Source organism: Devosia lacusdianchii, assembly GCF_022429625.1.
Classification (GTDB): Bacteria; Pseudomonadota; Alphaproteobacteria; order Rhizobiales; family Devosiaceae; genus Devosia; species Devosia lacusdianchii.
The window spans coordinates 1,136,949-1,160,089 of the sequence record NZ_CP092483.1 but is presented as its reverse complement, the minus strand read 5'-3'; the positions used below and the strand labels follow the sequence as shown (position 1 = coordinate 1,160,089).

Sequence of the window (23,141 nt, the reverse complement as noted above, 5' to 3'; positions counted from 1 at the left end):
ATATGGATACGGCAACCTTGGTGGCGATGGATCGCGTGCTGCGGCTCCGCAGCGTGCGAACCGCAGCGCGAGCGCTTGGCCGGCCGGCTTCGACCGTTGCGGCATCCATCGCACGGTTCGAAGCAGAAATCTCGGTTCGACTGGTGGAGCGGGCGGGGTCGGGGCTGGTCGCGACGCTCGAAGCCGTGCGGCTCGAACCGGAGATTGGGGCGCTCGCTAAGCTGGCACTCGCGGTATCTCCCCAGCACGCAATCAAGCTGGATGCGCTGGAACGATTTGCCCGCGTCGCGACGCTGGGCAGCATTCGCCGCGCGGCACGGGCCATGGGCTTGGGGCAACCGCAATTGACCCGACAGATTGCCCAGCTCGAAGCGATCTTAGGGGTGGCCTTGTTGCAGCGCGGCAGCGGCGGCTCCACAGTGACAGCCGATGGTGCGCGGTTGGCCGCGACCAGCGAGCAATTGCTGGCGGCCTGGCACCGGCTCTCGCGCATGTCGGAGGAGCGCTTTCGCAAGACGGCGGCAACGGCGCGCCTCGGCTCGGTCATTCCGCTGGGATATGAGAGCGAGATCGCGCGGCTGCTGGCCAATCTGGCGGCCCGCTGGCTTGCCGAGCGCCCGCGCGCGCCGCTCTTTGTCAGTTCTACCACCGCCGACGACCTCCTGGCTGGGCTCAAAAGCGGGCTGTTCGACGTGGCGTTTCTCGATACTGAGCATTTGCCTGCCGATCTCGATGGCAAGGTGGTTGGGCATACACCGCTCGCGGTTGTCGGCGTGCCGGAAGGGCATAACAATGTCGCCGATGCGCTCCTGGCAGCGCCGTTAGCAGTGCCGAGCGCGCGCAGTGGGTTGCGTCAGCGCATCAACCGCATCCTCGACGACCATCTCAACGACACCGAACGCAGTGCCATTCGCCTCATCGAGATCGACTCGATCCCGGTCATTCTCAATCTGGTACTGCATCACGGCTTCGTCTCGGTGCTGCCGCAGGCTTCGGTGGCACGTATCCGCGGCGACCTGCGCCAACTGCCGCTGGCAGGCGTTTACGACATGAACTTCTGGCTTTGCTGGCCCCGCGGTAGCGCGACCGTCGCCCAGGCCATTCTCACCATCATCGGCGAAAGCGATAACAGTTAAGTTACCACTTAATCATTGACGAAGCCGGCGCATGATATTACTAAATTATGTACTTAACTAATATCGACTGGAGGCTATGGTGCCCTATTTGGTTCGACTGCTGTTCAACCAGCGCATTACCGAATGGCAGCATCGCCTGGACCGGCTCGGGGCGTATCTGGCGCGCACCCTGCCCCCTCTCGAAACCCGCGGCCCGCGCCCAAAGAAGAAGGCACCGTGAAGCTTCCTACTTCATCCAGAACATTGGCGTGAGGTCGGCCGAAAGCGGCTCGTTCTTGTCGTTGGTCGCCATGACATCGGCCATGTGCGCCCACCAGCGCTTCATGACCTCGGTATTGGGCAGGTCGGCCATGGTGTGACCCTTCCGCCGCCAGAGCACGCCGAAGAGGATGTTGGTATCTTCATCGAGGTGGATGGAATAGTCCTTCACACCTGCCGCGTGCAGGAGGTCGACGAGCTCGGGAAAAATCTCGTCGTGGCGCTTCTTGTACTCGGCCGCCATGCCGGGATTGAGCCTCATCTTGAAGGCGTGCTTCTCGTAGTCCCCATCTTCAATCATACGCGCTGCCTCCACATGCGGAACAGGATGGGCAGCGCGATGACCACGATCAGCAGCCCGCCGATGAAGATCGACATGACGATCCCGGGCACGTTGAGTAGGCCGAGCCCGAACGTCACCAGCCCCATGATCAGCGCCGCCAGAACCACGCCGAGGATGGATCCGGCGCCGCCCAATATGGATACGCCGCCCAGCACCACCATGGTGATGGCCTCGAGCTCGAAGCCTTCGGCGATCGATGGCCGAGTGGACCCAAGACGCGCCGTCAGCAGTACGGCGGCGATACCGCTCATCAGGCCGGTGAGGCAGAACAGGATGAACTTGATTCGATCGACACGAACGCCGGAGAACTGGGCGGCGACGTCGTTATTGCCAATGGCAAAGACGCGGCGGCCGAAATTGGTGCGATGCAGCAATACCCAATAGATCATGGCACAGACGGCGAAGAGCACCAGTTCGAACGAGATGACCCAGAACACATAACCCTGCCCGAACCAGGAAAAGCTTGCCGGATAGCCTTTGAAGCTCTGGTCGCCCAGCACGATGAAGGCGATGCCGCGGAAGAGGCTCATCGTGCCGATGGTGACGACGATCGAGGGCAGCTTGAGCCCGGTCACGAGGAAGCCGTTGAAGGCGCCGCACAATAGGCCCACGCCAATACCGACGGCCACCAGCGCCGGGGTATCCGCGCCATATTGCAGGACCAACCCCATCATGGTGGAGGCCAGCGCGATGATGGCTGCGACAGACAGGTCGATCTCGCCGGAGATGATCAGCAAGGCCATAGCCAGCGCGATCAGCGCCTTCTCGGTGAAGTTGAAGGTGAGGTCCGAGAGGCTCCAGGCGTTGAGGAAGTATGGCGACGCGAACGAATTGACGATGAAGATCGCCACCGCCACCAGCACCAGCAGGCTCTCCCAGCTCAGTACGGCCGAGCGGAACGGATTATCGAGGCGATTGGGCAGGCTGCGGCCGGTCGCGGGGGTGTCGGTCATGGCAGGATATCGTCCAAGGCACCGCGCAAGCCTCCCTCCCCCTTGTGGGGAGGGAATGAGGGTGGGGGTTGGTCGAGTAGGGCAAGGATGGCGGTCATCACGCCGTCGAGGTTGCGCATGACGTCGCCGTTGGCGACGCGGAGAATGCGGTATCCCTGCCCCGAAATGAACGCGCCGCGATGTTCGTCGTGGGCCGCTGCGGCGTCTGTGCCGTGCGTGTCGCCGTCAACCTCGACTATCAACCGCCGCGCGTGACACGCGAAGTCGGCATAGTAAGAGCCAAGCGGCACTTGCCGGCGAAAATGGAAGCCAAGGCTGCGAAGGTCGCGAAGGGCATTCCACAGCTTTACCTCTGGGGCAGACATGCGTTTTCGAAGTTCTCTTGCACGTTCAATGCCCAATCCGCCCCCCACCCTTGATCCCTCCCCACAAGGGGGAGGGAGACGCGCGCTGTTCCGTCCCCACTCAACGGCATCATAGTGTTTGCTCAAACCAAGGAAAGCCAGGGAGCGAGCTTCCATCCCCCTTGTGGAGACGGGATGAGGGTGGGGGTACGTTCCGCACAAGTCCATCAAGTCGCCTCCGCCTTCTTGAGAATGATCCGGCCCTTGCGGCGTTCGCCACGCGCATTCAGCACTACGGCGAGCAGGATTGCCGTGCCGGAAATCGCCATCTGCCAGAACGGGCTGATGTTGATGACCGGCAGGGCATTATTGATGACGCCGAGGAAGATGGCGCCGAGCAGCACGCCGGCCACGGTGCCGATGCCACCGGCAATGGATACGCCGCCGATGACGCAAGCGGCGATGATGGTGAGCTCATAGCCGCCGGCCACTTCGACCGAGGCGATGACGTAGCGCGAAATCCAGAGATAGCCGCAGAGGCCCGCAACGGCGCCTGATATCACGAAGGCATAGAACTTGGTCCGGCCGACATTGATGCCGGTATAGACCGAGGCGGTTGGATTGACGCCGATGGCATAGAGCGAGCGCCCGAGCGGCGTGCGGGTCATCAACAGCCAGAACAGCAGTGCGACCATGATGGCGAACCAGCTCAGCAGTGGCAGGCCGAGGAAGACGATGCGCTGCAGGCCGATGAAGTCGGGGCTCATCTGGGCGGCATTCACCCAGGCGCCGCCGGAAATAACGAAGATCAGCCCTCGATAGATGGTCAGCGTGCCCAGCGTTACCACGATGGGCGGGATATTGAGCTTCCAGACCAGAATGCCGTTAAAGGCGCCCAGTCCTGCCCCGACGAAGACGCACATGGCGATCAGCAGCGGTATCGGCACGCCCGGGAATGCGGCGTTGGTCATGGCCACGATCATGCCGGTCAACGCCAGATTGGCCGCCATGGAGAGGTCGATGGACCGCGTCAGGATGACCGCCATCTGACCCAAGGCCAGCATCATCAGGATGGAGGTGTCGTTGAAAATGGTCAGCAGGTTGCCGGGCTGGGCGAAGCGCGGGAAACGCGCCGTGACCAGCACGAGCACCAGCAGGATGGCCAAGGCGAGGAAGATCTCGCGATGCTTGAGCAGCCGGTTCATGCCGCTTGCTCCTCGGCAATGCCGGCGGCCAGCCGAACCAGCGTTTCGGGCTTCAACCCCTTGTTCTCGAGCGTTTCGATGATCCGCCCCTCGCGCATGACCACGATGCGATCGCTCATGCCGAGCACTTCGGGCAGTTCGGACGAGACCATGATCACCGACAGGCCCTGGGCCACGAGTTCGGCCATGAAGCCATGCACGGCGGCCTTGGAGCCGATATCGATGCCCTTTGTGGGTTCATCGAGGATGATGACTTTGGGGAGGGTGGCCAGCCACTTGGCGATCACCACCTTCTGCTGATTGCCGCCTGACAGGGTCGAGACGTTCTGGCTGAGCGAGGAGGCACGCAGGTCGAGACGTTCGGTATAGGTGCGCGCCAGGGCGAATTCCTCAGCCATGCGCAGGAAGCCCGACTTGCTGGTCTTGCCCAATGACGGCAGCGACACGTTCTTGAAGATCGGCTCGCCGGTGATGACACCCTGCTTGCCGCGCTCCTCGGGCACATAAACGATGCCAGCCTCGACGGCGTCAGCAGCTGACTTCAGCACAAGCGGCGTTCCATCGAGCACCAGCGAACCGGAGGACGGCTGGGTCATGCCAAATACGGCCTGCATGACTTCGGACCGCCCTGCCCCCACCAGCCCATAGAAGCCAAGGATTTCGCCCTTGCGCACCGAAAAGGAGATGTCCTCGAACTCGGTCGGATGGCTCAGCTTCTTTGCCGACAGCACCACCGAGCCGATCACGGCAGAACGCTCGGGGAAAATGTGGTCGACCGCCCGACCAACCATCAACTGTACGATCTGGCTCTGTGTCGTGTCCTTGATGAGCCCCTTGCCCACCTGCTCGCCGTCGCGGAATACGGTGAAGCGATCGGCGATGCGGTAGATTTCATCGAACTTGTGGCTAATGAAGAGGATGGCCTTGCCGTCAGCCTTGAGCAGTTCAATGAGCACGTAAAGCTCTTCGATTTCCTTCTGGCTCAGCGCCGCCGTCGGCTCGTCCATGATGACGACGCGTGCATCGATGGATAGCGCCCGTGCCACAGCGACCAAGTGCTTCTTGGCGATGCCCAGTTCCTTGAGCTTGATGTCCGGATCGATCCCCGATGCCATGGAGTCCAGCGTTTCGCGCGCCTCGGCCCGCATCTTGCGCCAATCGATCATCCCGAAGCGATTGCGCGGCGCGTGGCCCAGATAGATGTTCTCGGCGACCGTCAGTTCGTCGAACAGAACGGTTTCCTGATGGATGGCGGTGATGCCCACTGCTGAGGCCGAGTGCGCCGTCGGCAGCGCCACAACCTGCCCGTTGATGCGGATTTCGCCGGCGTCAGGCTGGTAAATGCCGGTCAGCGTCTTCACCAGCGTCGACTTGCCCGCGCCATTCTCGCCGATCAGCGCGGTGACCTCGCCCGCATAGAGCTCCAACGACACGTCATTGAGTGCCCGCACGCCAGGGAAGCTCTTGGATATGCCAGTGAGAGTGAGGATGGGGTCGGTCATTCTCGTTCCTTTGTGTCACTACGGCTGCGTTGGGACACAAGGCGCGCAATGCACTCGATTGGACTCCCTCTCCCTTTGGGGGAGAGGGTTGGGGTGAGGGGGCCTTTGGTTCACCACCAAGGCCCCCTCACCCGCCGCTTCGCGTCGACCTCTCCCCCAAAGGAGAGGTGAAGAAAGATCAATAGATCTTCGAAAACTCTTCGATGTTGGACTTGTCGAAGGTGAAGGGAGCCGCCATGGCACCCGAATTGGTGTCGTCGAGGGTCAGTTCACCCATGCGACCCATCGAGAGCACTGCGCCTGGCTCAGCCGTGCCACCTTCGACGAGGTCATTGGCCAGCATCACGGCCGAGTAGCCGAGATCGATCGGGTTCCACAGCGCCACGGCCTGCGACGCGCCGTTGTCGATGAACTGCTTGAACTCGGACGGCAGAGCCAGGCCGGTGACGTTGACCTTGCCGATGAGGTTCTGGTCGGTGACGACCTGGGCGGCAGCCACAACGCCGACAGTGGTCGGAGCAATGATGGCCTTAAGATCAGGATAGGACGCGATCAGGCCCTTGGCTTCGTCGGTCGACTTCACCGAGTCATCGTCGCCATAAACGACCGAGACGAGGTTGATGTTGGGGAACTTCTCGGGGAGAGCGGCCTTGGCGGCTTCGATCCAGGCGTTCTGGTTGGTCGCCGTGGACGAGGCGGACAGGATGGCGACATCACCGCCTTCAGGCAGGTAGTCGGCAGCCAGCTTGATGATGGTTTCGCCGATCAGGTTGGTCTCTGATGGGTTGAGGTGAAGCTGGCGGCCTTCGGGGGCAACGCCCGAATCCCAGGAAATCACCTTGATGCCGCGTTCCATGGCCTTCTGCAGCGCCGGGACCAGCGCGTCCGGATCGTTGGCCGAAATGGCGATAGCATCGACCTGCTGAGCGATCAGCGCGTTGATGACTTCGATCTGGGCTTCTGCCGTGGCGGCCGTCGGGCCGGTATAGATGACTTCGACGTCACCCAGTTCGGCGGCCGCTTCCTGAGCGCCCTTGTTGGCAGCGTCGAAGAAGCCGTTGCCGAGCGACTTCACTACAAGTGCGATGCGGGTCTGGGCATAGGCTGGAGCGGCGAGCAGCACTGCGACGGCAGTGGTCGTAGCCAAAAGCTTCAAGAGTTTCATAGTCGTAATCCCTCCCTGGGACGTTCTGGTCTTTGGTCTTGGTCTTATTGCCTCAGGCCACCGTCGCCTGACGGTCGCCCAGAGCTGTCGTTTCCGCCACGATGAGCCGCACGCCTGCCGTTTCCAGCATTTGACGGTCCTCGTCGCGGATGCCGCTATCGGTGATGACAGCGGATATCCGGTCGAGCCCACACAGGATGAGGCTCGATCTGCCCGAAAATTTGGATGAGTCAGCCAACACGATCAGCTCGTCCGCCTGGCCGATCAGTCCAAGCTCGGACTGGACGATCATCGGATCGGCCTCCATCAGCCCGTGCTGGCCGATCCCCTGGCAACCGATGAACATGCGCTTGGCGTAGAAATGCGAGGCCACCACACCGCCAAAGGGCGAGAGGATGACGTTCTGTTCGCGATAGATCGTGCCGCCGGGAATGACGACCGAGTTGCGCGAATTGTGGATGAGGAATTCGGCGATGCCGAAGCTGTTGGTGAAGACCGAGAGCCGGCGGCCCGTCAGGTGGTGCACCATCTGATAGGTGGTCGTGCCGCCATTGATGATGATCGGCTCACCATCCTTGCACAGCTCGACGGCGGCGCGCGCGATGGCGCGCTTTTGGGCCATGTTGATGGTTTCGTTGACCGAAAAGGGCCGCCCCATCAGCGCCGATTGCTCGGGCGGATTGACGGCTTCGGCGCCACCGCGCACCCGCCGCACCTCACCGCGCACATGCAGTGCCGCAATGTCACGACGGATGGTCGCCTCCGAGGAGCCGGTGACTTCGCAAAGCTCGGCAACGGTCACCACAGGCCGCGTCTGAACGGCCGCAATGATCACTCTCTGGCGCTCGGTTTCGTGCAAGGCTGCTATCTCCCTAGCGCATTCCTTCACATCAATTCCAATCACTGTCAATCAAGAAACAATCAACTTCGAACTGGCACGCAGTGATATGCGCGTTCATGATCGTTTGTGATTGACAGCCATGATTGATCGTGGGCATGTCGGCCAATAATTCGAACGCCAATACCCTCTGGGAGGAGTCTCATGCCCACCACTGCGCCCAAGCGCCTCGCGAACCTTTGGGACGATGCCAAGGCCGCTGCGATGAGCGAGCCGGAACGTCTCGTTTATCGCTCGAACCTGCTCGGCTCGGACAAGCGCGTAACCAATTACGGTGGCGGCAACACCTCCTCCAAGATCATGCAAAAGGACCCGCTAACCGGTCAGGACGTCGAAGTGCTGTGGGTCAAGGGTTCGGGCGGCGACAGTGCCTCGATCAAGCTCGACGGCTTTTCGACGCTCTATATGGACAAGCTGCGGGCGCTGAAGGGGCTCTATCGCGGCGTCGCGTTCGAAGACGAGATGGTGGGCTACCTGCCCCACGCGACGTTCAACCTCAACCCGCGTGCCGCCTCGATCGACACCCCGCTGCATGCCTATGTGAACCGGCCCTTCGTCGATCACATGCACCCCGACGCGATCATTGCCATCGCGGCTTCCAAGAATTCCAAAGAGCTGACCAGGCAGATTTTCGGCGACAGCATTGGCTGGCTGCCGTGGAAGAAGCCTGGCTTCGAACTGGGTCTGTGGCTGGGCAAGTTCTGCGAAGAAAACCCCAATGCCAAGGGCCTGATCCTCGAGAGCCATGGCCTGTTCACCTGGGGCGACACGCCCAAAGAATGCTACGAAATCACGATCGGGATCATCAACCAGGCCATCGAGTGGTTCGAACAGCAGACCGCAGGCAAGACCATTTTCGGTGGCGAAGCCGTCCAGTCGCTGCCGTCAGAACAGCGCCGCGCCATCGCGGCCAAGCTGATGCCGAAAATCCGCGGCCTGATTTCGGAAGACAGCCACAAGCTGGGCCATTTCGATGACTCGGCTGCCGTGCTGGAATTCGTCAATTCCAACAACCTGCGGCCGCTGGCAGCCCTGGGCACCTCCTGCCCCGACCACTTCCTGCGCACCAAGATCCGACCGCTGGTGATCGAGTTCGACCCCGCCAATCCGGATGTGGATGCGGTGATAGCCAAGATTCCGGCGGACATCGCCGCCTATCGCGTCGACTACCAGGCCTATTACGACCGCTGCAAGCACGACAATTCGCCTGCCGTACGCGACCCCAATGCCGTGGTGTACCTGATGCCGGGCGTCGGCATGTTCACCTTTGCCAAGGACAAGGCGACGGCCCGCATTTCCGGCGAGTTCTATGTCAACGCCATCAATGTGATGCGCGGCGCCTCGACGGTGTCGACATATGTCGGTCTGCCCGAGCAGGAAGCCTTCGACATCGAATACTGGCTGCTCGAAGAGGCCAAGCTGGCCCGCATGCCCAAGCCAAAATCGCTGGCCGGCAAGATCGCGCTGGTGACCGGCGGCGCTGGCGGCATCGGCAAGGCCACCGCGGTGCGCCTGCTGCGCGAGGGCGCCTGCGTGGTGCTGGCCGATATCGACGAGACCGCGCTGGCTTCGGCCAATGAGGAACTCGGCTCGGTCTTCGGCAAGGATTTCGTCCGCCCGGTGATCGTCAACGTCACCAGGGAAGACGCCGTTATCGCTGGTTTCGTCCACGCCGTGGTCGAATTTGGCGGCATCGACATCCTTGTGTCGAACGCCGGCCTCGCCTCGTCGGCACCGATCGAGGAAACCACGCTGGAGCTCTGGAACAAGAACATGGACATCCTGTCCACGGGCTATTTCCTGGTCAGCCGCGAAGCCTTCCGGCTGTTCCGCCAGCAGAAGATCGGCGGCAATGTCGTCTTCGTCGCCTCCAAGAATGGTCTCGCAGCCTCGCCGAATGCCGCTGCCTACTGCACTGCCAAGGCGGCCGAAATCCACCTTGCCCGTTGCCTCGCCCTGGAAGGCGCAGGCGAGCAGATCCGCGTCAACGTCGTCAATCCTGACGCCGTGCTGCGCGGCTCCAAGATCTGGGCCGGCGAATGGCTCGAGCAGCGCGCCTCGACCTACAAGACCGACAAGGACGGCCTTGAGGAAATGTATCGCGAGCGCTCCATGCTCAAGCGCTCCGTGTTCCCCGAGGATATCGCCGAAGCCATCTATTTCTTCGCTTCGGAGGCCTCGGCCAAGTCCACCGGAAACATCATCAATGTCGACGCGGGCAATGCCCAGTCGTTCACCCGCTGAGGCCGATATGACCGACCACATCATCGATCCTTCGGTCGTCGAAGCCGAGAACGCCAAGCGCCTGGCCGATCTCAATGTCGATTACGACACGCTTGGCGAGCGCCTTGATCGTCGCGGCATTGCCATCGACGAGGTCAAGGCCAAGGTCTCTGCTTTCTCCGTGGCCGTCCCCTCCTGGGGCGTCGGCACCGGCGGAACCCGCTTTGCCCGCTTCCCCGGCAGGGGCGAACCGCGCGATATCTTCGACAAGATCGAGGATTGCGCCGTCATCGCCCAGCTGACGCAGGCGACCAATACCGTCTCGCTGCATATTCCATGGGACAAGGCTGATCCGAACCGGCTCAAGCAGGCCGCCAGCCGATTCAGTCTCGGCTTTGATGCGATGAACTCCAACACGTTCTCAGATGCCAAGGGTCAGCTGCAGAGCTACAAATTTGGCTCACTGTCATCGGCCGATGCATCGACCCGTCAGCAGGCTATCGAGCACAATCTCGAATGCATCGAGATCGGCCGGACCATCGGTTCCAAGGCGCTGACGGTATGGATCGGGGATGGCTCGAACTTCCCCGGTCAGGTCAATTTCGCCAGCCAGTTCGAGCATTATCTCACATCGATGAAGGCGGTTTATGCCGCCCTCCCCGACGACTGGCGCGTCTATACCGAACACAAGATGTACGAGCCGGCCTTCTATTCGACGGTCGTGCAGGATTGGGGCACCAATTACCTGATCGCCAAGGAGCTCGGCGACAAGGCTTATTGCCTGGTCGATCTCGGCCACCATGCGCCCAACGTCAATATCGAGATGATCGTTTCCCGACTTGCGCAGTTCGGCAAGCTTGGTGGCTTCCACTTCAACGACAGCAAGTATGGCGACGACGATCTCGATGCCGGCGCCATCGATCCGTATCGCCTGTTCCTGGTGTTCAACGAACTGGTCGACATCGAGACGCGCGACCGGGATTTTCATCCCGCACATATGCTTGACCAGTCGCACAACGTCACCGATCCGATCGAGTCGCTGATGCTGTCGGCGTCAGACGTGCAGCGCGCTTATGCGCAGGCGCTGCTGGTCGACCGACGGGGCCTCAAGGCCGCACAACAGGGCGACGACGCCTTGGCCGCAACACAGGCCCTGCGCCTGGCCTATCGCACCGATGTGGAACCGATCCTCGCCATGTCCCGCCTCGAAAAGGGCGGCGCCATTGACCTGCTCGGCACCTATCGCGCCGCGGGTTATCGCGCCAAAGTCGCCGAAATCCGCCCCGCCGTCGAAGGTGGCTCGGGCGGTATCGTCTAGGATTCACGCACCTCCCCGCGTGGAAAAGCGAAGGCCCGTGGAGCGATCCACGGGCCTTTGTTATTTGGTGATGAGGGTCACGATTGCCACTCCACCGCCGTTCGTCACCCTCGGGCTTGACCCGAGGGCTCTTCACTTGCGGACTACAGGTCAAGTGAAGTCTCCTCGGGTCAAGCCCGAGGATGACGCCCCGAGGGCGGTGGTGACGTGCGCCGGCAAAAATAGCCTGGCAACCTACTTCATCGTCGGCATCTGGAACTCAGCGCCGTCCTTGATCCCGCTCGGCCAGCGGGCCGTCACCGTCTTCGTCTTGGTCCAGAACTTGATGCCGTCCGTACCATGTTGGTTGAGATCACCAAACGAGCTCGCCTTCCAGCCGCCGAAGCTGTGGTAGGCCAGCGGCACGGGCACCGGGACGTTGATGCCGACCATGCCGACATTGACCCTTGCCGCAAAATCGCGAGCCGCGTCGCCGTCGCGGGTGAAGATGGCCGTGCCGTTGCCATAGGGATTGTCCATGGTCAGCTTTAGCGCGTCCTCATAGGTCCTGGAACGCACCACTGACAGTACCGGCCCGAAGATTTCTTCCTTGTAGATGTCCATGTCTGCGGTGACGTGGTCGAACAGCGTGGGGCCGACGAAGTAGCCGTTTTCATAACCCTGCAGGCTAAAGCCGCGACCATCGACAGCGAGTGTCGCGCCCTGCTCGATTCCGGACTCGACCAGTGCGGCAATGCGATCCTTGGACGCTTGGGTGATGACCGGCCCCATCTCGGATGCCTTGTCGGTTGCAGGACCAACCTTGAGCTTCTCGATGCGGGGCTTCAGCGCCGCGACGATGCGGTCTGCCGTCTCGTCGCCGACGGGCACCGCCACCGATACCGCCATGCAGCGCTCGCCGGCTGAGCCGTAGCCCGCGCCCATCAGCGCATCGGCGGCCTTCTCCATATCGGCATCGGGCATGATGATCATGTGGTTCTTGGCGCCGCCAAAGGCCTGCACGCGCTTGCCCTCGCCAGCGGCCGTTGCATAGACGTAGCGGGCGATCGGGGTGGAGCCGACAAAGCTCACCGCGCCGATTTCCGGGTGACGCAGGATGCCGTCGACGACCGACTTGCCGCCGTGCACGACATTGAGGACGCCCTTGGGCAGCCCCGCCTCGATGGCGAGCTGCGCCAGCTTGACCGGCACGGATGGATCACGCTCAGAAGGCTTGAGGATGAAGGCATTGCCCGCGGCGATGGCTGGCGACAGCATCCAGAGCGGGATCATGGCTGGGAAGTTGAACGGGGTAATACCCGCGCCGATGCCGACAGGCTGGCGCATGGAATACATGTCGATGCCCGGCCCTGCCCCATCGGTGAACTCGCCCTTGAGCAGATGCGGCGCACCGGCCACGAATTCGGCGACCTCAAGCCCGCGCAAGATGTCGCCCTTGGAATCTTCCACCGTCTTACCGTGCTCGGCGCTGAGCAATTCGGCCAGCTCCTGCATGTCGCGATTGATCAGTGCGACGTAGTTGAAGAACACGCGCGCGCGACGCTGCGGATTGGTCGCAGCCCACTTGGGCTGTGCGGCGGCAGCGGACGCAACTGCCGCGTCAAGATCAGCCTCGGTCGCAAGCGCCACCCTGGCCTGAACCTCACCGGTTGCCGGATTGAACACGTCCTGAAATTCGGCGCTGTTGCCTGCTGTTTCGATGCCGTCGATGAAGTGGCCGATGGTGCGCATGAGGGTCTCCCTTGTTGGGAATTACCTTTGGCGCTACGATCAACGCATCGCAACGCGATAGATTTCGCATCTGTTGTGCAGAAATTGTATCCCGATCGGCTCCTCGGCCGTCTTTGCCCGGCTTTGTTCGGGCAATCCATGATGCGGCTTGCGCTGAAAGATGGATCACCCGGACGAGCCGGGTGATGACGATGGAAGGGAGAGAAACCAGGTTGGCGGAATGCTCATAGAACCGAGAGAAACTCATGAACTGGGATGACGTTCGCATCTTCCTCGCCGTCGCCCGTAGTGGCCAGATTCTCGGCGCGGCCAAGTCGCTCAATCTCAACCACGCGACGGTCGCCCGCCGCCTCACCGCGCTTGAAGATGCGCTGGGTAGCAAGCTTTTCACCCGCAAGACCAATGGCTCGGAGCTGTCAGGCGAGGGCGAGCGCTTTCTGGTCCATGCCGAGCGCATGGAAAGCGCCATGCTGGCCGCCAGCGAATCCGCCGGGGCCGATAGCACGATCGAAGGCACAGTGCGGGTTGGCGCCCCAGATGGTTTCGGCGTTGCGTTTCTCGCCCCGCGCCTCGGCGAACTCACAGAACGCCATAAGGGCTTGCGTATCGAGCTGGTGCCGGTGCCGCGCGCATTCTCGCTGTCCCGGCGCGAGGCTGATATTGCCGTCACACTGGAACGTCCGCGAGAGGGGCGGCTGGTTGCCCGCAAGCTGACCGACTATCGCCTCGGCCTTTATGCGTCACGCAGCTATCTCGACCGCCATGGCACGCCGACCGCCCTCGATGATCTCGCCGGCCATCGCCTCGTGGGCTATGTCGAGGACCTGCTCTATACGGCCTCACTCGACTACACGGCGGAGTTCCTCAAAGGCTGGCATTCGAGCCTTGCCGTATCGTCCGCCATGGGCCAGACCGAGGCCGTGCGCGCTGGTGCTGGCATCGGCATCCTCCACGCCTTCATGGCCAATCGCGATGCCGACCTGGTTCCCGTTCTCGTCGCCCATACGCTCACGCGCAGCTATTGGACGGTGGTACACGAGGACCTGCGCAGCATTCGCCGCGTGGCACTGGTGGCGGAGTTTCTCGGCGAAATCGTCGCGCGCAACCGGGCGATGTTCTAGCTGCGTTGTTGGCCCCGCAGAGACTCAGTGGCCGGGATCAGCCAATCGCGGAAAGCCTTGATCTTGGGGGAGTTCCGGCGTGCCTCCGGATAGACGAGATAGTAGATGTGACCGTCCCAGCCCGTCAGCTCGAACGGCCGCGCCAACCGCCCATCGGCGATGTCTCCGGTATAGAATTGCGGGGTCAGCATGGCGACGCCGCGCCCGGCAATGGCCGCAGCGGCCTCCAGTCCCTGCGAACCGAGCCGGCTGAACGGCGGCGTTGGCGTGCTGTCGCTCGGGAGGCCGGCCAGGCCCAGCCATTTGCACAGCCATGGGTCATCAGGGGTAATCTGGGGAACGCGCAACAAGTCGCGCGGTTCGCGCACCTGATATTCCTCGACCAGCTTGGGGCTTAGCATCGGTGCGAACTCGGCCCGAAGCAGTTCGTGGGCAATGAGGCCCGGCGTGGGGCCGCTGGTGGCGCGAATACCCACATCGAACTCTTCCGTCGAAAAATCCACCAGTTGCGAAGAACTTTCTAGCCGTACGGCCATCTCGGGATGGGCGAACTGGAAAAGGCCGATATTGGCGGCCAGCCAGTGACTGGCGAAGGTCGGCACCGATGAAATGCTCAACATGCTTTCAACCCGACCAAGCAAGTCGGCGAAGGCATTACGCAGAATATCGAAGGCCTTGGCCGTTTCGGGCGCCAGGCGGGCGCCGGTTTCGCTCAGCGCGATCTGGCGGGGTTTGCGCAAGAAAAGTGGGGCGCCGACGCGCTCCTCCAAAATCTTGATCTGATAGCTGACGGCGGCTTGGGTCATGCCAAGCTCATCGGCGGCTTTGGTAAAGCTCAGATGCCGGGCAACGGCCTCAAAGGCCCGCACGGCGGTGAGCGGAGGCAGGGCCGACATGGATCAAATCTCCTTATGCGTACCATCTCAGCTTTAGTTGGAAAATGCGCCGTGGACCAGCCATTTATTGATCATGGAAACCAAAGCAGGAGCCATCCCCATAAGGATGGTCGCAGTCATGATCGCACTCGCAAAGCCATTTGTCGCCCCGTTCCGCCTGCCGGTCGCGCGTCGCGGCAACCTCACCGATATCGAGCATCGTCGTCATCAGGCGACGATCGACCTCATTCACTCTTCGCCCCATCTGCGCCGGGATATCGGCCTGCTGGAAGAGCATTTCACGGGTCGCCATCGCTGATGGCGGACTTGTCCCCGCAGCGCGCTGCGGTACAAAGGTCGCATGTCGAAAACAACTCCCGCCACTCTGGCACTCAGCAAAGCCGGCGTCCCGTTCTCCACGGCAACCTATGACTACGACCCCGATGCCGATCGGGTCGGGTTGCAGGCCGCCGAGGCGATGGGCGTTGCGCCGTCCATTGTGCTCAAGACACTGATGGCCGAAGTCGATGGCAAGCCCGTCTGCGTGGTGGTGCCGTCGGATGAAGAAGTGAACATGAAAAAGCTCGCCGCGGCCTTTGGTGGCAAGTCGGCGCATATGATGAAGCCGGCTGATGCAGAGCGCCTCACCGGCTACAAGGTCGGCGGCATCAGCCCGTTCGGGCAGAAGAAACCGGTACCGACGGCAGTCGAGGAATTGGCGACGCTGGAAGACGAGGTCTTCCTCAATGGCGGACAGCGCGGGTTGCAAATCCGCATGAGGCCGGATGACCTGGTCACAGCGCTTGGCGGCAAGGCGGCGGACCTTATTCGCTGACTGTCTTCACCTCTCCCTTCGGGGGAGAGTGGGTGCCTCAGGCGGACATACGCACCTGCAGAAAAGACAAAAGGCGCCCGAACGGACGCCTTCATCTCAAGACTAGTCTAGTAGTGCGGCTTAGCGAGCTACGCCGCGAGCGATGTTCTTGATGTCGCCCTTGGTGATGCCCAGATCGTTGAGCTGACGTGCGTCGAGAGCGTTAAGCTCGCGCATCGTGCGCTGATACTGAGCAAACTGTGCGATTTTCTGGCGGATGTTCATTTCAATTCCCCTTCGTTTTCGATGACCAATATCTATAGCGGACCAGTCGTGATTAGAAGATGGACTCTGTGCACATCCGTTATGCACTCAGTGCAAGTAAAACAGGCATATCGTTCATTTTGGCTTCATGCTGCGCTGGCGCTGCCCACGAAACGCTGGACGGTATAGCAACTCAACGCATTGAATTTACTATGCAATACGGGCGTCGATCGCTCGACGCCCGTATTTACCGATTTTTGACCATTTGGAAAAGAGCCATGCGTCAGGGTTGCATCGGTTTGCGTCCTTCTTCCCGCGCAATGCGTCGATCCTCGCGCATTTCGAACCACATGGCGTTGAGAATGGCGAAGCTGCAGGCCAGCCCGAGACCCAGGATCCACGAAAAATACCACATAAATGTCTCCTAGTAGGCGTTGGGGTTCTTTTCGAGCGACTTTGTCGAAACGTCGCCGCGCATCACCCGGAACACCCACGAGGTGTAGGCCAGGATGATGGGCAGGAAGAACGCGGTCACCAGCAGCATGATGAAAAGCGTGAGCTGGCTCGACGAGGCGTCCCAGACCGTCAGGCTCGAATTGGGCACGGTCGACGATGGCAGCAGGAATGGGAAGAGCGACAGTCCTGCGGTTGAGACGATGCCGAAAATGGCAACGCTTGAGGCCAGCAAGGTGATCAGCCGCAGTCGGGCCTGCAGGCCGAGCAGTGCACCTGCGAGTCCCACGAAGCCAAGCACCGGCCCGGCAATCATCCACGGGTAGAGTGCATAATTGCTCAGCCACCCACCGCGCGATAGCTCTACCGTCTTGGCCAGTGGATTGATCGCGGCATTGCCATCGACGGGGCTGGTGATGGCATAACCATCAAGCCCGAACGCAACCCAGACACCACCAAGAGCGAACAGAACGATCGTGAGCAGCGCCGCCAGAGACCCATAGGTTCGGGCCCGGTCGGCAAGGGGACCGGTGGTCCGCCCGGCGATCACTGCTGCGCCCTGGGTCACCAGCATGCCCAGGCTGACCAGCCCGCACAGCAAGGCAAACGGCATCAGCAGCAGGAAGAAGTTGCCGGTGTAGAAAGCTCGCAACGTGTCGTCGAGGTGGAACGGCGCGCCGAGCAGCACATTGCCTACCGCCACACCGAAGATAAGCGATGGCACGAAGCCGCCAATGAACAGCGCCCAATCCCATACCGCGCGCCAGCGGGCATCCTTGATCTTGCCACGGAACTTGAAGCCGACAGGTCGCAGGATGAGCGCCAGCAGGATCACAATCATCGCCAGGTAGAAGCCGGAGAAGCTGACCGCGTAGAGTGGCGGGAAAGCGGCGAAGATGGCGCCGCCGCCCAGCACAAGCCAGACCTGATTGCCTTCCCAGGTCGGGCCGATCAGATTAAGCAGCACGCGCCGCTCTTCGTCGGTGCGAGCTGCAAAGGGAAGCAGTGTCCCCACGCCCAGATCGCGCCCGCCCATGATGGCAAAGCCTATCAGCAGGATGCCGAGCAGCGCCCACCAGATCAGGCGCAGGGTTTCGTAGTCCAGCGGAATGCTGCTCATGATCCGAGTTCCTTGGTGGTGGCGGTCGCGGGGAGTGCGGCCATGACGAAGTCATCATCCTCGCCTTCATCGGCAGCGGTGAAGAGCTTGTCCTGCGGGCCTGCCTTGATGGTCTTGATCATCAGCATGATCATGATGACCAGCAGAACGGAGTAGAGGGTAACGAAGAAGATCAGCGATATGACCAGATCCCAGAAGTTGAGACCCGATGCGGCGTAAAAGGTCGGCAGCACGCCCTCGACCACCCAGGGTTGTCGCCCGAATTCGGCGATGAACCAGCCGCTTTCAATGGCAATCCAGGGCAGCGGCAGGATGAAGAAGCTGAGCCATAGAAGGGGCTTGTTGGTTTCGAGCCAACCGCGCGACGCCCGGTAGAACCAGAAGGCGAAGAAGCCGATAAAGAAGAAGCCCAGCCCCATCATGATGCGGAAGGTCCAGAACAGCGGCCACACTTCGGGCACGGTGTCTTCGGCCGCGAGGCGGATTTCCTCTGGCGTGGCATTGCCGACATCCTCGCGATAGCGCTTGAGCAGCAGGCCATAGCCGAGGTCCGGCCAGCGCTCCTCGAAGACGGCCCGCGCCGCGGCATTGGTGCCGTCGGCCCGGATGTCCTGCAGCGCATCGTAGGCGATCATGCCCGAGCGAATGCGGACCTCGGCATGCCCGATAAGCTCGTCAATACCCGGCAATTCCTCGGTCAGCGAGCGGGTGGTGATCAACCCGCCCATCCAGGGAATTTGAATGGAGAAGCTCGGCGCGCCGCCGTCGGAGCCGGGGAAGGCGATCACGGTCCAGGGCGCGGGCGCGGGCTCGGTGTGATAGCTCGCCTCGATGGCCGCTATCTTCATCTTCTGATGTTCGGTCGCGACATAACCGCTCTCGTCCCCGAGGACGACCACCGAAAGGGCGGAGGCAAGACCAAAGCTGGCGGCGACAACCATCGAGCGCTTGGCCAGCTCAACATGCCTGCCCTTGACCAGAAAGAAGCACGAGATGGCAAAGACGAATACCGCGCCACACACATAGCCGGCGCTGACTGTGTGCACGAACTTGGCCTGCGCAACGGTGTTGAACAGCACCGCGACGAAATCGGTGACTTCCATGCGCATGGTATCGGGATTTAACTTGGCGCCGACCGGATTCTGCATCCAGCCATTGGCGATGAGGATCCACAAGGCTGAGAAATTGGTGCCCAGCGCCACCAACCAGGTCACGATAAGGTGGCCCACCTTGGAGAGGCGATCCCAACCGAAGAAGAAAAGGCCGATAAACGTTGCCTCAAGGAAGAAGGCCATCAGGCCCTCGATAGCGAGCGGTGCGCCAAACACGTCGCCGACATAGTGGCTGTAGTAGCTCCAGTTCATGCCGAACTGGAATTCCATGACGATGCCGGTAGCGACACCCATGGCGAAATTGATGCCGAACAGCGTGCCCCAGAACAGCGTCATCTTCCGCCAGATGTCGCGCCCGGTCATGACGTAAACGCTCTCCATGATGGCCATCATCACGGAAAGGCCAATGGTCAGCGGCACGAAGATGAAGTGGTACATGGCGGTAGCCGCGAACTGCCACCGCGAGAGTTCGACAACGGTCATGTCGATCATTGCGATACTGCCTTTATGCTCGGCGGCACGCCTGAGTCGCGGCCGTCACTGCCCACTCTTTGCCCGCTCAACCTCGCTCGCGCCTTGATTCAGATCAAGGGGCGCAGACGCTGTGTCGCTGTATAAGAGATCATGCTTTCGCCAGATGCTGCCAAAACCAATGGACGGCCCCTCCCTCTCGGCGAGGGGGTATTTGCAGCACGCGCATCGGGGCTCCCATCACCCCATCCTCATTCCCTCCCCATCAGAGGGGAGGAAGGCGCAAGATCGACCCTGTCGGCTCCATCGTCTCCCTCCCCCTTGTGGGGAGGGATCAAGGGTGGGGGTAGGCCACACACGCAGAGCGTTCGGGGCGTGCAGTGACAGACACCGACCGGCAAAACGGCAAAACCCTCTCCGGCCTCCGCCGTCTCGGTGGCCCGTGGCTTTCCGCCGCGATCATCTTGCCGCTGATGGGCGGGGGCCTACTCGTCTGGCAGGCATGGACGCTGGCCGATGTCCTCGGCCGCGCGATCGAGGGCGGCGAAGGCGTCAATGTCCTCGCTCCCGGCATCATTCTCATCCTGGCTCTACTGCTGGCCCGCGCGGCGCTCTCCGCATTGGGCGACCGCGCTGGCACCTCGGCCGCCGAAACCATCAAGCGACAAGTCCGTACAGCGCTGTTCGCCAATCTGCTGGCGCGCTCACCGCGCGCTGCCGAGCAGCCGCAATCCGGGGCCGTCTCCGCCGCGATCATCGATCAGGTGGAAGCGCTGGATGGCTTCTTCGCCCGCTACCTGCCCGCGATGATCCAGGCGACGGTGCTACCCTTGGCCTTCGGAGCGATCATCCTGCCGCTCGATTGGCTTGCTGGGCTGCTGTTCCTCATCACTGCCCCCTTGATCCCACTCTTCATGGCCCTGGCCGGCTGGGGCGCCCAAATTGCCACCCGCAAACAGGCCCGGGCGTTGTCGCTGCTCACCGGCCGGTTCTCCGACCGGCTGCGGGGCCTGCTGACGCTCAAGCTGTTCGGCCAAGCCGAGGCCGAGACGTCAGGCATCGTTGCAGCAAGCGACGAGTTGCGCCGGCGCACCCTCCGCGTCCTGCGCATCGCCTTCCTGTCCTCGGCCGTTCTGGAATTCTTCGCCGCGCTGGGCGTGGCCGGCGTCGCCCTCTATGTCGGCCTCACTTTCATCGAATTCCTGCATCTCCGCTCCACCCCGCTCAGCCTGCAATTGGGCCTGTTCCTGCTGCTGATGGCGCCCGAGGTCTACAATCCCCTGCGCCTGCTGGCGGCGCATTATCACGACCGCGCCGCCGCCAAGGCCGCGATCGGGGAGATCGAGGCGCAGCTCTCCTCACCTCTCCCTTTGGGGGAGAGGTTGGCCGAAGACCGGGTGAGGGGGGCTATGCTGGACGTTGCGCTCGGGGCGGGCCCCCTCGCCCGGCCCAAGAGGATCGACCTCTCCCCCAAAGGACGAGGTGAAGGAGCCCTCCCCCTCGCCCTGACCAATCTCACCCTGCGCACGCCCGACCGATCGCGCGTCATCCTGTCGAACGCCAATCTCATCGTCGCGGCGGGCGAGCATGTCGCCATCCTCGGGCCGAGCGGCGCCGGCAAGTCGACGCTGCTCGAGGCCCTGGCCCGGCTGCGGACCGGCGAAGGGTCCATCGATCTCGATGACCGTCCCCTCCTCGACTGGAGCGAGGCCGACTTGCGGGGCCGCGTCACCATGCTGGGCCAAAAGCCCCGCATCTTCGCCGCCAGCATGGCCAAGAACATCGCCCTCGCCCGCCCCAGTGCGACAACCGCCGAAATCCGCCGCGCCGCTGAATTGGCCCATGTCGCCGCTTTTGCCGATGCGCTGCCCGACGGTCTCAATACGTTGCTCGGCGAGGGTGGCCTGGGCCTATCGGGTGGCCAGGCGCAGCGCATCGCTCTCGCCCGCATCTATTTGCGCGATGCCGGGTTGATCCTGCTCGACGAGCCTACTGCACATCTCGACGCTGCGCTGGAGCAACAGGTGCTCGACGACCTCGTGCGCTACGCCCAGGGCCGGACGCTCGTTATCGCCACCCACTCCCTCGCCGTGGCGACGCGCATGGATAAGGCCTGGCGCATCGCGGGTGAGACCATTCTTTCCATGCCGCTGCCGGCACACAAAGGGCGGACCGTCGCATGAGGTCCCTTCTCGCCTTCCGCAACCTCTTCGTACACCAGGGCCGAGGCCTGCTTCTGGCCCTCGTGCTCTCGCTGGTCGTCCTGCTCGCCGGTGTCGCGCTGTTGGGCACCTCGGGCTGGTTCATCACCGCCGCCGCGCTCACCACCGCTGGCCTCGCCTTCAATCTCTTCGTACCCTCCTCGCTTGTACGGGCCTTCTCCTTCATCCGTATCCTCGCGCGCTATGGCGAACGTCTTGCCGGTCACGACGCCACCCTGCGTCTCCTCGCCGATATTCGCGGCTGGCTGTTCGGCCAATTGTTTCCCCGCCTGCCGCTGCGGGACCGCGGCCTGCGGCATGGCGATCTCGTCGGCCGGCTCACTGCCGATGTCGATGCGCTCGACACAGCCTTCCTCGTCGCCATCGGCCCTATCGCTGCGGCGCTGATCGTCGGAACGGCCCTGACCGGCGTCCTCGCTTGGCTGCTGCCCAGTGTGGCACTGCTCTATGGCCTGTGCTTTGCCGCGGCCGTTTTGATCGTTCCAACCGGCCTCATCTTCGCCAGCCGAAGCGCCGGAACCGATGTCGTCGCGCGTGCTTCCGATGCCCGCGCGGCCGTTCTCGACGGCATTGAGGGACATGCCGATATTACCGTCTTCGGGGTTACTGAAACGGTCCAGGCGGATTTCCAAGCCACCATCACACTCCTGGCCAACGCGCGCGGGCGGCTCGCAACCTTGACGTCGATCGCGGGTTTTGCCGTCCAGGCCCTCGCCGCGGTTGCCTTGGCGGGCGCGCTATGGCTGGGCCTTTTGACCTTTTCGAGCGGACAGGTCGATGGTCCGGTGTTGGCGGGGCTGTTGCTGGCCATTGCCGGCAGCTTCGAGGCCACAGGCGCCATTGTCCGCAGTATTGGCAAGCTCACTACTGCCATGGCCGCCGCCGAGCGGCTGTCCGCTATCGCGAAGGCGCCCGTCGCCATCGCCGATCCGTCGGACCCTGCCCCGATGCCGGTCGCGGCGACGATCGAACTGAGCGATGTTGCGTTCGGCTATGACAACGGTCCGCTGGTGCTCGACGGCATCACGCTTAGCGTTGAAGCGGGCGAGCATGTCGCCATGACCGGCCCCAGCGGCGCCGGCAAATCGAGTCTTCTCGCTCTGCTCCTACGGCTCGCCGAACCACGGGCCGGGACAATCACCCTTGGCGGGACCCCGCTCGACGCCTTGCGCCTTGCCGACCTGCATGCGGGCATGGCCCTGCTCGGGCAGGATAGCCCGCTGTTCAACGACACCATCCGCGCCAACCTGCTGATCGCGCGTCCCGATGGCGATGACGATGCGTTGTGGGCAGCGCTCAGTGCCGCCGGCGTCGAGGACTTCGTTCGCGCCCTACCCAAGGGGCTCGACACGCTGGTTGGCGAAGGCGGACGCACGGTCTCGGTTGGGCAGCTACGCCGCATGTGCCTCGCCCGCACGCTGCTATCGCCGGCCCGCGTCCTATTGCTGGACGAGCCGACGGCCAGCCTTGACCGGGCGGCGGAGGTGGCATTCTTCGAAACGCTGCGGACGGCCGCCAAGGGGCGCACGGTGATCCTGGTCACCCATGCGGCCATTCCGACGGGCAGCGTCGATCGGGTGCTGACGATGCGGAATGGAACGTTGGGTTAGCTT

General features: G+C 62.4%; 22 protein-coding genes. 9 read left to right on the top strand and 13 right to left on the bottom strand.

Going from position 1 to position 23,141, the window contains the following annotated elements; all coding sequences use genetic code 11:
• The first annotated feature begins 2 nt into the window (after positions 1 to 2).
• Positions 3 to 1,136 (top strand): LysR family transcriptional regulator, encoded by a 1,134-nt coding sequence (locus tag MF606_RS05665; RefSeq protein WP_240232834.1) that lies wholly within the window; start codon positions 3 to 5, stop codon positions 1,134 to 1,136.
• 79 nt (positions 1,137 to 1,215) lie between these two features.
• Positions 1,216 to 1,356: a hypothetical protein gene (locus tag MF606_RS05660; RefSeq protein WP_240232833.1), complete on the top strand. Its 141-nt coding sequence runs from the start codon at positions 1,216 to 1,218 to the stop codon at positions 1,354 to 1,356.
• A 6-nt stretch (positions 1,357 to 1,362) separates the two neighbouring features.
• Here the strand turns inward: MF606_RS05660 and rhaM are convergent, their stop codons facing one another.
• From rhaM to MF606_RS05625, 7 genes are all read right to left on the bottom strand, one after another.
• Entirely contained in the window at positions 1,363 to 1,695 is a 333-nt protein-coding gene (gene rhaM / locus MF606_RS05655) for an L-rhamnose mutarotase (RefSeq protein ID WP_240232832.1), read from the bottom strand.
• Positions 1,692 to 2,690, bottom strand: a complete 999-nt coding sequence (locus MF606_RS05650) for an ABC transporter permease (protein WP_240232831.1) — start codon at positions 2,688 to 2,690, stop codon at positions 1,692 to 1,694. The genes rhaM and MF606_RS05650 overlap by 4 nt, the downstream gene beginning before the upstream one ends.
• A complete protein-coding gene (locus tag MF606_RS05645) occupies positions 2,687 to 3,091 on the bottom strand; it encodes an endonuclease domain-containing protein (RefSeq protein ID WP_240232830.1) in 405 nt (134 codons plus the stop codon). The genes MF606_RS05650 and MF606_RS05645 overlap by 4 nt, the downstream gene beginning before the upstream one ends.
• 170 nt (positions 3,092 to 3,261) lie before the next feature.
• A complete protein-coding gene (locus tag MF606_RS05640; protein ID WP_240232829.1) occupies positions 3,262 to 4,239 on the bottom strand; it encodes an ABC transporter permease in 978 nt (325 codons plus the stop codon).
• Positions 4,236 to 5,741, bottom strand: coding sequence for a sugar ABC transporter ATP-binding protein (locus tag MF606_RS05635; protein ID WP_240232828.1), 1,506 nt, complete (start codon positions 5,739 to 5,741; stop codon positions 4,236 to 4,238). The genes MF606_RS05640 and MF606_RS05635 overlap by 4 nt, the downstream gene beginning before the upstream one ends.
• Positions 5,742 to 5,919: 178 nt before the next feature.
• On the bottom strand, positions 5,920 to 6,906 hold the full coding sequence (rhaS, locus tag MF606_RS05630) for a rhamnose ABC transporter substrate-binding protein (RefSeq protein WP_240232827.1): 987 nt from the start codon (positions 6,904 to 6,906) through the stop codon (positions 5,920 to 5,922).
• Between the two features lie 52 nt (positions 6,907 to 6,958).
• Positions 6,959 to 7,765, bottom strand: coding sequence for a DeoR/GlpR family DNA-binding transcription regulator (locus MF606_RS05625; protein WP_240232826.1), 807 nt, complete (start codon positions 7,763 to 7,765; stop codon positions 6,959 to 6,961).
• Positions 7,766 to 7,948: 183 nt separating this feature from the next.
• Between MF606_RS05625 and MF606_RS05620 the strand changes: the two genes are divergently transcribed.
• Together MF606_RS05620 and rhaI are read left to right on the top strand one after the other, a co-directional pair.
• On the top strand, positions 7,949 to 10,048 hold the full coding sequence (locus MF606_RS05620; protein WP_240232825.1) for a bifunctional rhamnulose-1-phosphate aldolase/short-chain dehydrogenase: 2,100 nt from the start codon (positions 7,949 to 7,951) through the stop codon (positions 10,046 to 10,048).
• Positions 10,049 to 10,055: 7 nt separating this feature from the next.
• Positions 10,056 to 11,345, top strand: a complete 1,290-nt coding sequence (gene rhaI / locus MF606_RS05615; RefSeq protein ID WP_240232824.1) for an L-rhamnose catabolism isomerase — start codon at positions 10,056 to 10,058, stop codon at positions 11,343 to 11,345.
• Positions 11,346 to 11,579: 234 nt separating this feature from the next.
• Here the strand turns inward: rhaI and MF606_RS05610 are convergent, their stop codons facing one another.
• Entirely contained in the window at positions 11,580 to 13,076 is a 1,497-nt protein-coding gene (locus MF606_RS05610) for a CoA-acylating methylmalonate-semialdehyde dehydrogenase (protein WP_240232823.1), read from the bottom strand.
• A 245-nt stretch (positions 13,077 to 13,321) separates the two neighbouring features.
• Here MF606_RS05610 and MF606_RS05605 point away from each other — a divergent pair, with 245 nt between their 5' ends.
• The gene (locus tag MF606_RS05605) at positions 13,322 to 14,197 is read left to right on the top strand and encodes a LysR family transcriptional regulator (RefSeq protein WP_240232822.1); all 876 of its coding nucleotides are present in this window, start codon (positions 13,322 to 13,324) and stop codon (positions 14,195 to 14,197) included.
• On the opposite strand, the gene MF606_RS05600 is transcribed toward MF606_RS05605, so the two are convergent.
• Positions 14,194 to 15,093 carry a LysR substrate-binding domain-containing protein gene (locus MF606_RS05600; RefSeq protein ID WP_240232821.1) on the bottom strand — a complete coding sequence of 300 codons (900 nt, stop codon included), beginning with the start codon at positions 15,091 to 15,093 and terminating at the stop codon, positions 14,194 to 14,196. The two genes, MF606_RS05605 and MF606_RS05600, sit on opposite strands and share 4 nt — an antisense overlap.
• A 118-nt stretch (positions 15,094 to 15,211) precedes the next feature.
• On the opposite strand from MF606_RS05600, the gene MF606_RS05595 reads away from it, so the two are divergent.
• Both MF606_RS05595 and ybaK read left to right on the top strand, forming a co-directional pair.
• Positions 15,212 to 15,391 (top strand): hypothetical protein, encoded by a 180-nt coding sequence (locus MF606_RS05595; RefSeq protein WP_240232820.1) that lies wholly within the window; start codon positions 15,212 to 15,214, stop codon positions 15,389 to 15,391.
• A 42-nt stretch (positions 15,392 to 15,433) separates the two neighbouring features.
• Positions 15,434 to 15,907 (top strand): Cys-tRNA(Pro) deacylase, encoded by a 474-nt coding sequence (gene ybaK / locus MF606_RS05590; protein WP_240232819.1) that lies wholly within the window; start codon positions 15,434 to 15,436, stop codon positions 15,905 to 15,907.
• 120 nt (positions 15,908 to 16,027) lie between these two features.
• Here the strand turns inward: ybaK and MF606_RS05585 are convergent, their stop codons facing one another.
• From MF606_RS05585 to MF606_RS05570, 4 genes are all read right to left on the bottom strand, one after another.
• Positions 16,028 to 16,171, bottom strand: a complete 144-nt coding sequence (locus MF606_RS05585; protein WP_240232818.1) for a DUF1127 domain-containing protein — start codon at positions 16,169 to 16,171, stop codon at positions 16,028 to 16,030.
• Positions 16,172 to 16,433: 262 nt separating this feature from the next.
• The gene (gene cydX / locus MF606_RS05580) at positions 16,434 to 16,565 is read right to left on the bottom strand and encodes a cytochrome bd-I oxidase subunit CydX (RefSeq protein WP_240232817.1); all 132 of its coding nucleotides are present in this window, start codon (positions 16,563 to 16,565) and stop codon (positions 16,434 to 16,436) included.
• 9 nt (positions 16,566 to 16,574) lie between these two features.
• Entirely contained in the window at positions 16,575 to 17,723 is a 1,149-nt protein-coding gene (gene cydB / locus MF606_RS05575) for a cytochrome d ubiquinol oxidase subunit II (RefSeq protein WP_240232816.1), read from the bottom strand.
• A complete protein-coding gene (locus MF606_RS05570) occupies positions 17,720 to 19,327 on the bottom strand; it encodes a cytochrome ubiquinol oxidase subunit I (RefSeq protein WP_240232815.1) in 1,608 nt (535 codons plus the stop codon). Before MF606_RS05570 ends, cydB begins: the two co-directional genes overlap by 4 nt.
• 359 nt (positions 19,328 to 19,686) lie before the next feature.
• On the opposite strand from MF606_RS05570, the gene cydD reads away from it, so the two are divergent.
• Together cydD and cydC are read left to right on the top strand one after the other, a co-directional pair.
• Positions 19,687 to 21,489 carry a thiol reductant ABC exporter subunit CydD gene (cydD, locus tag MF606_RS05565; RefSeq protein ID WP_240232814.1) on the top strand — a complete coding sequence of 601 codons (1,803 nt, stop codon included), beginning with the start codon at positions 19,687 to 19,689 and terminating at the stop codon, positions 21,487 to 21,489.
• Positions 21,486 to 23,138 (top strand): thiol reductant ABC exporter subunit CydC, encoded by a 1,653-nt coding sequence (cydC, locus tag MF606_RS05560; RefSeq protein WP_240232813.1) that lies wholly within the window; start codon positions 21,486 to 21,488, stop codon positions 23,136 to 23,138. Before cydD ends, cydC begins: the two co-directional genes overlap by 4 nt.
• Positions 23,139 to 23,141 lie beyond the last annotated feature (3 nt).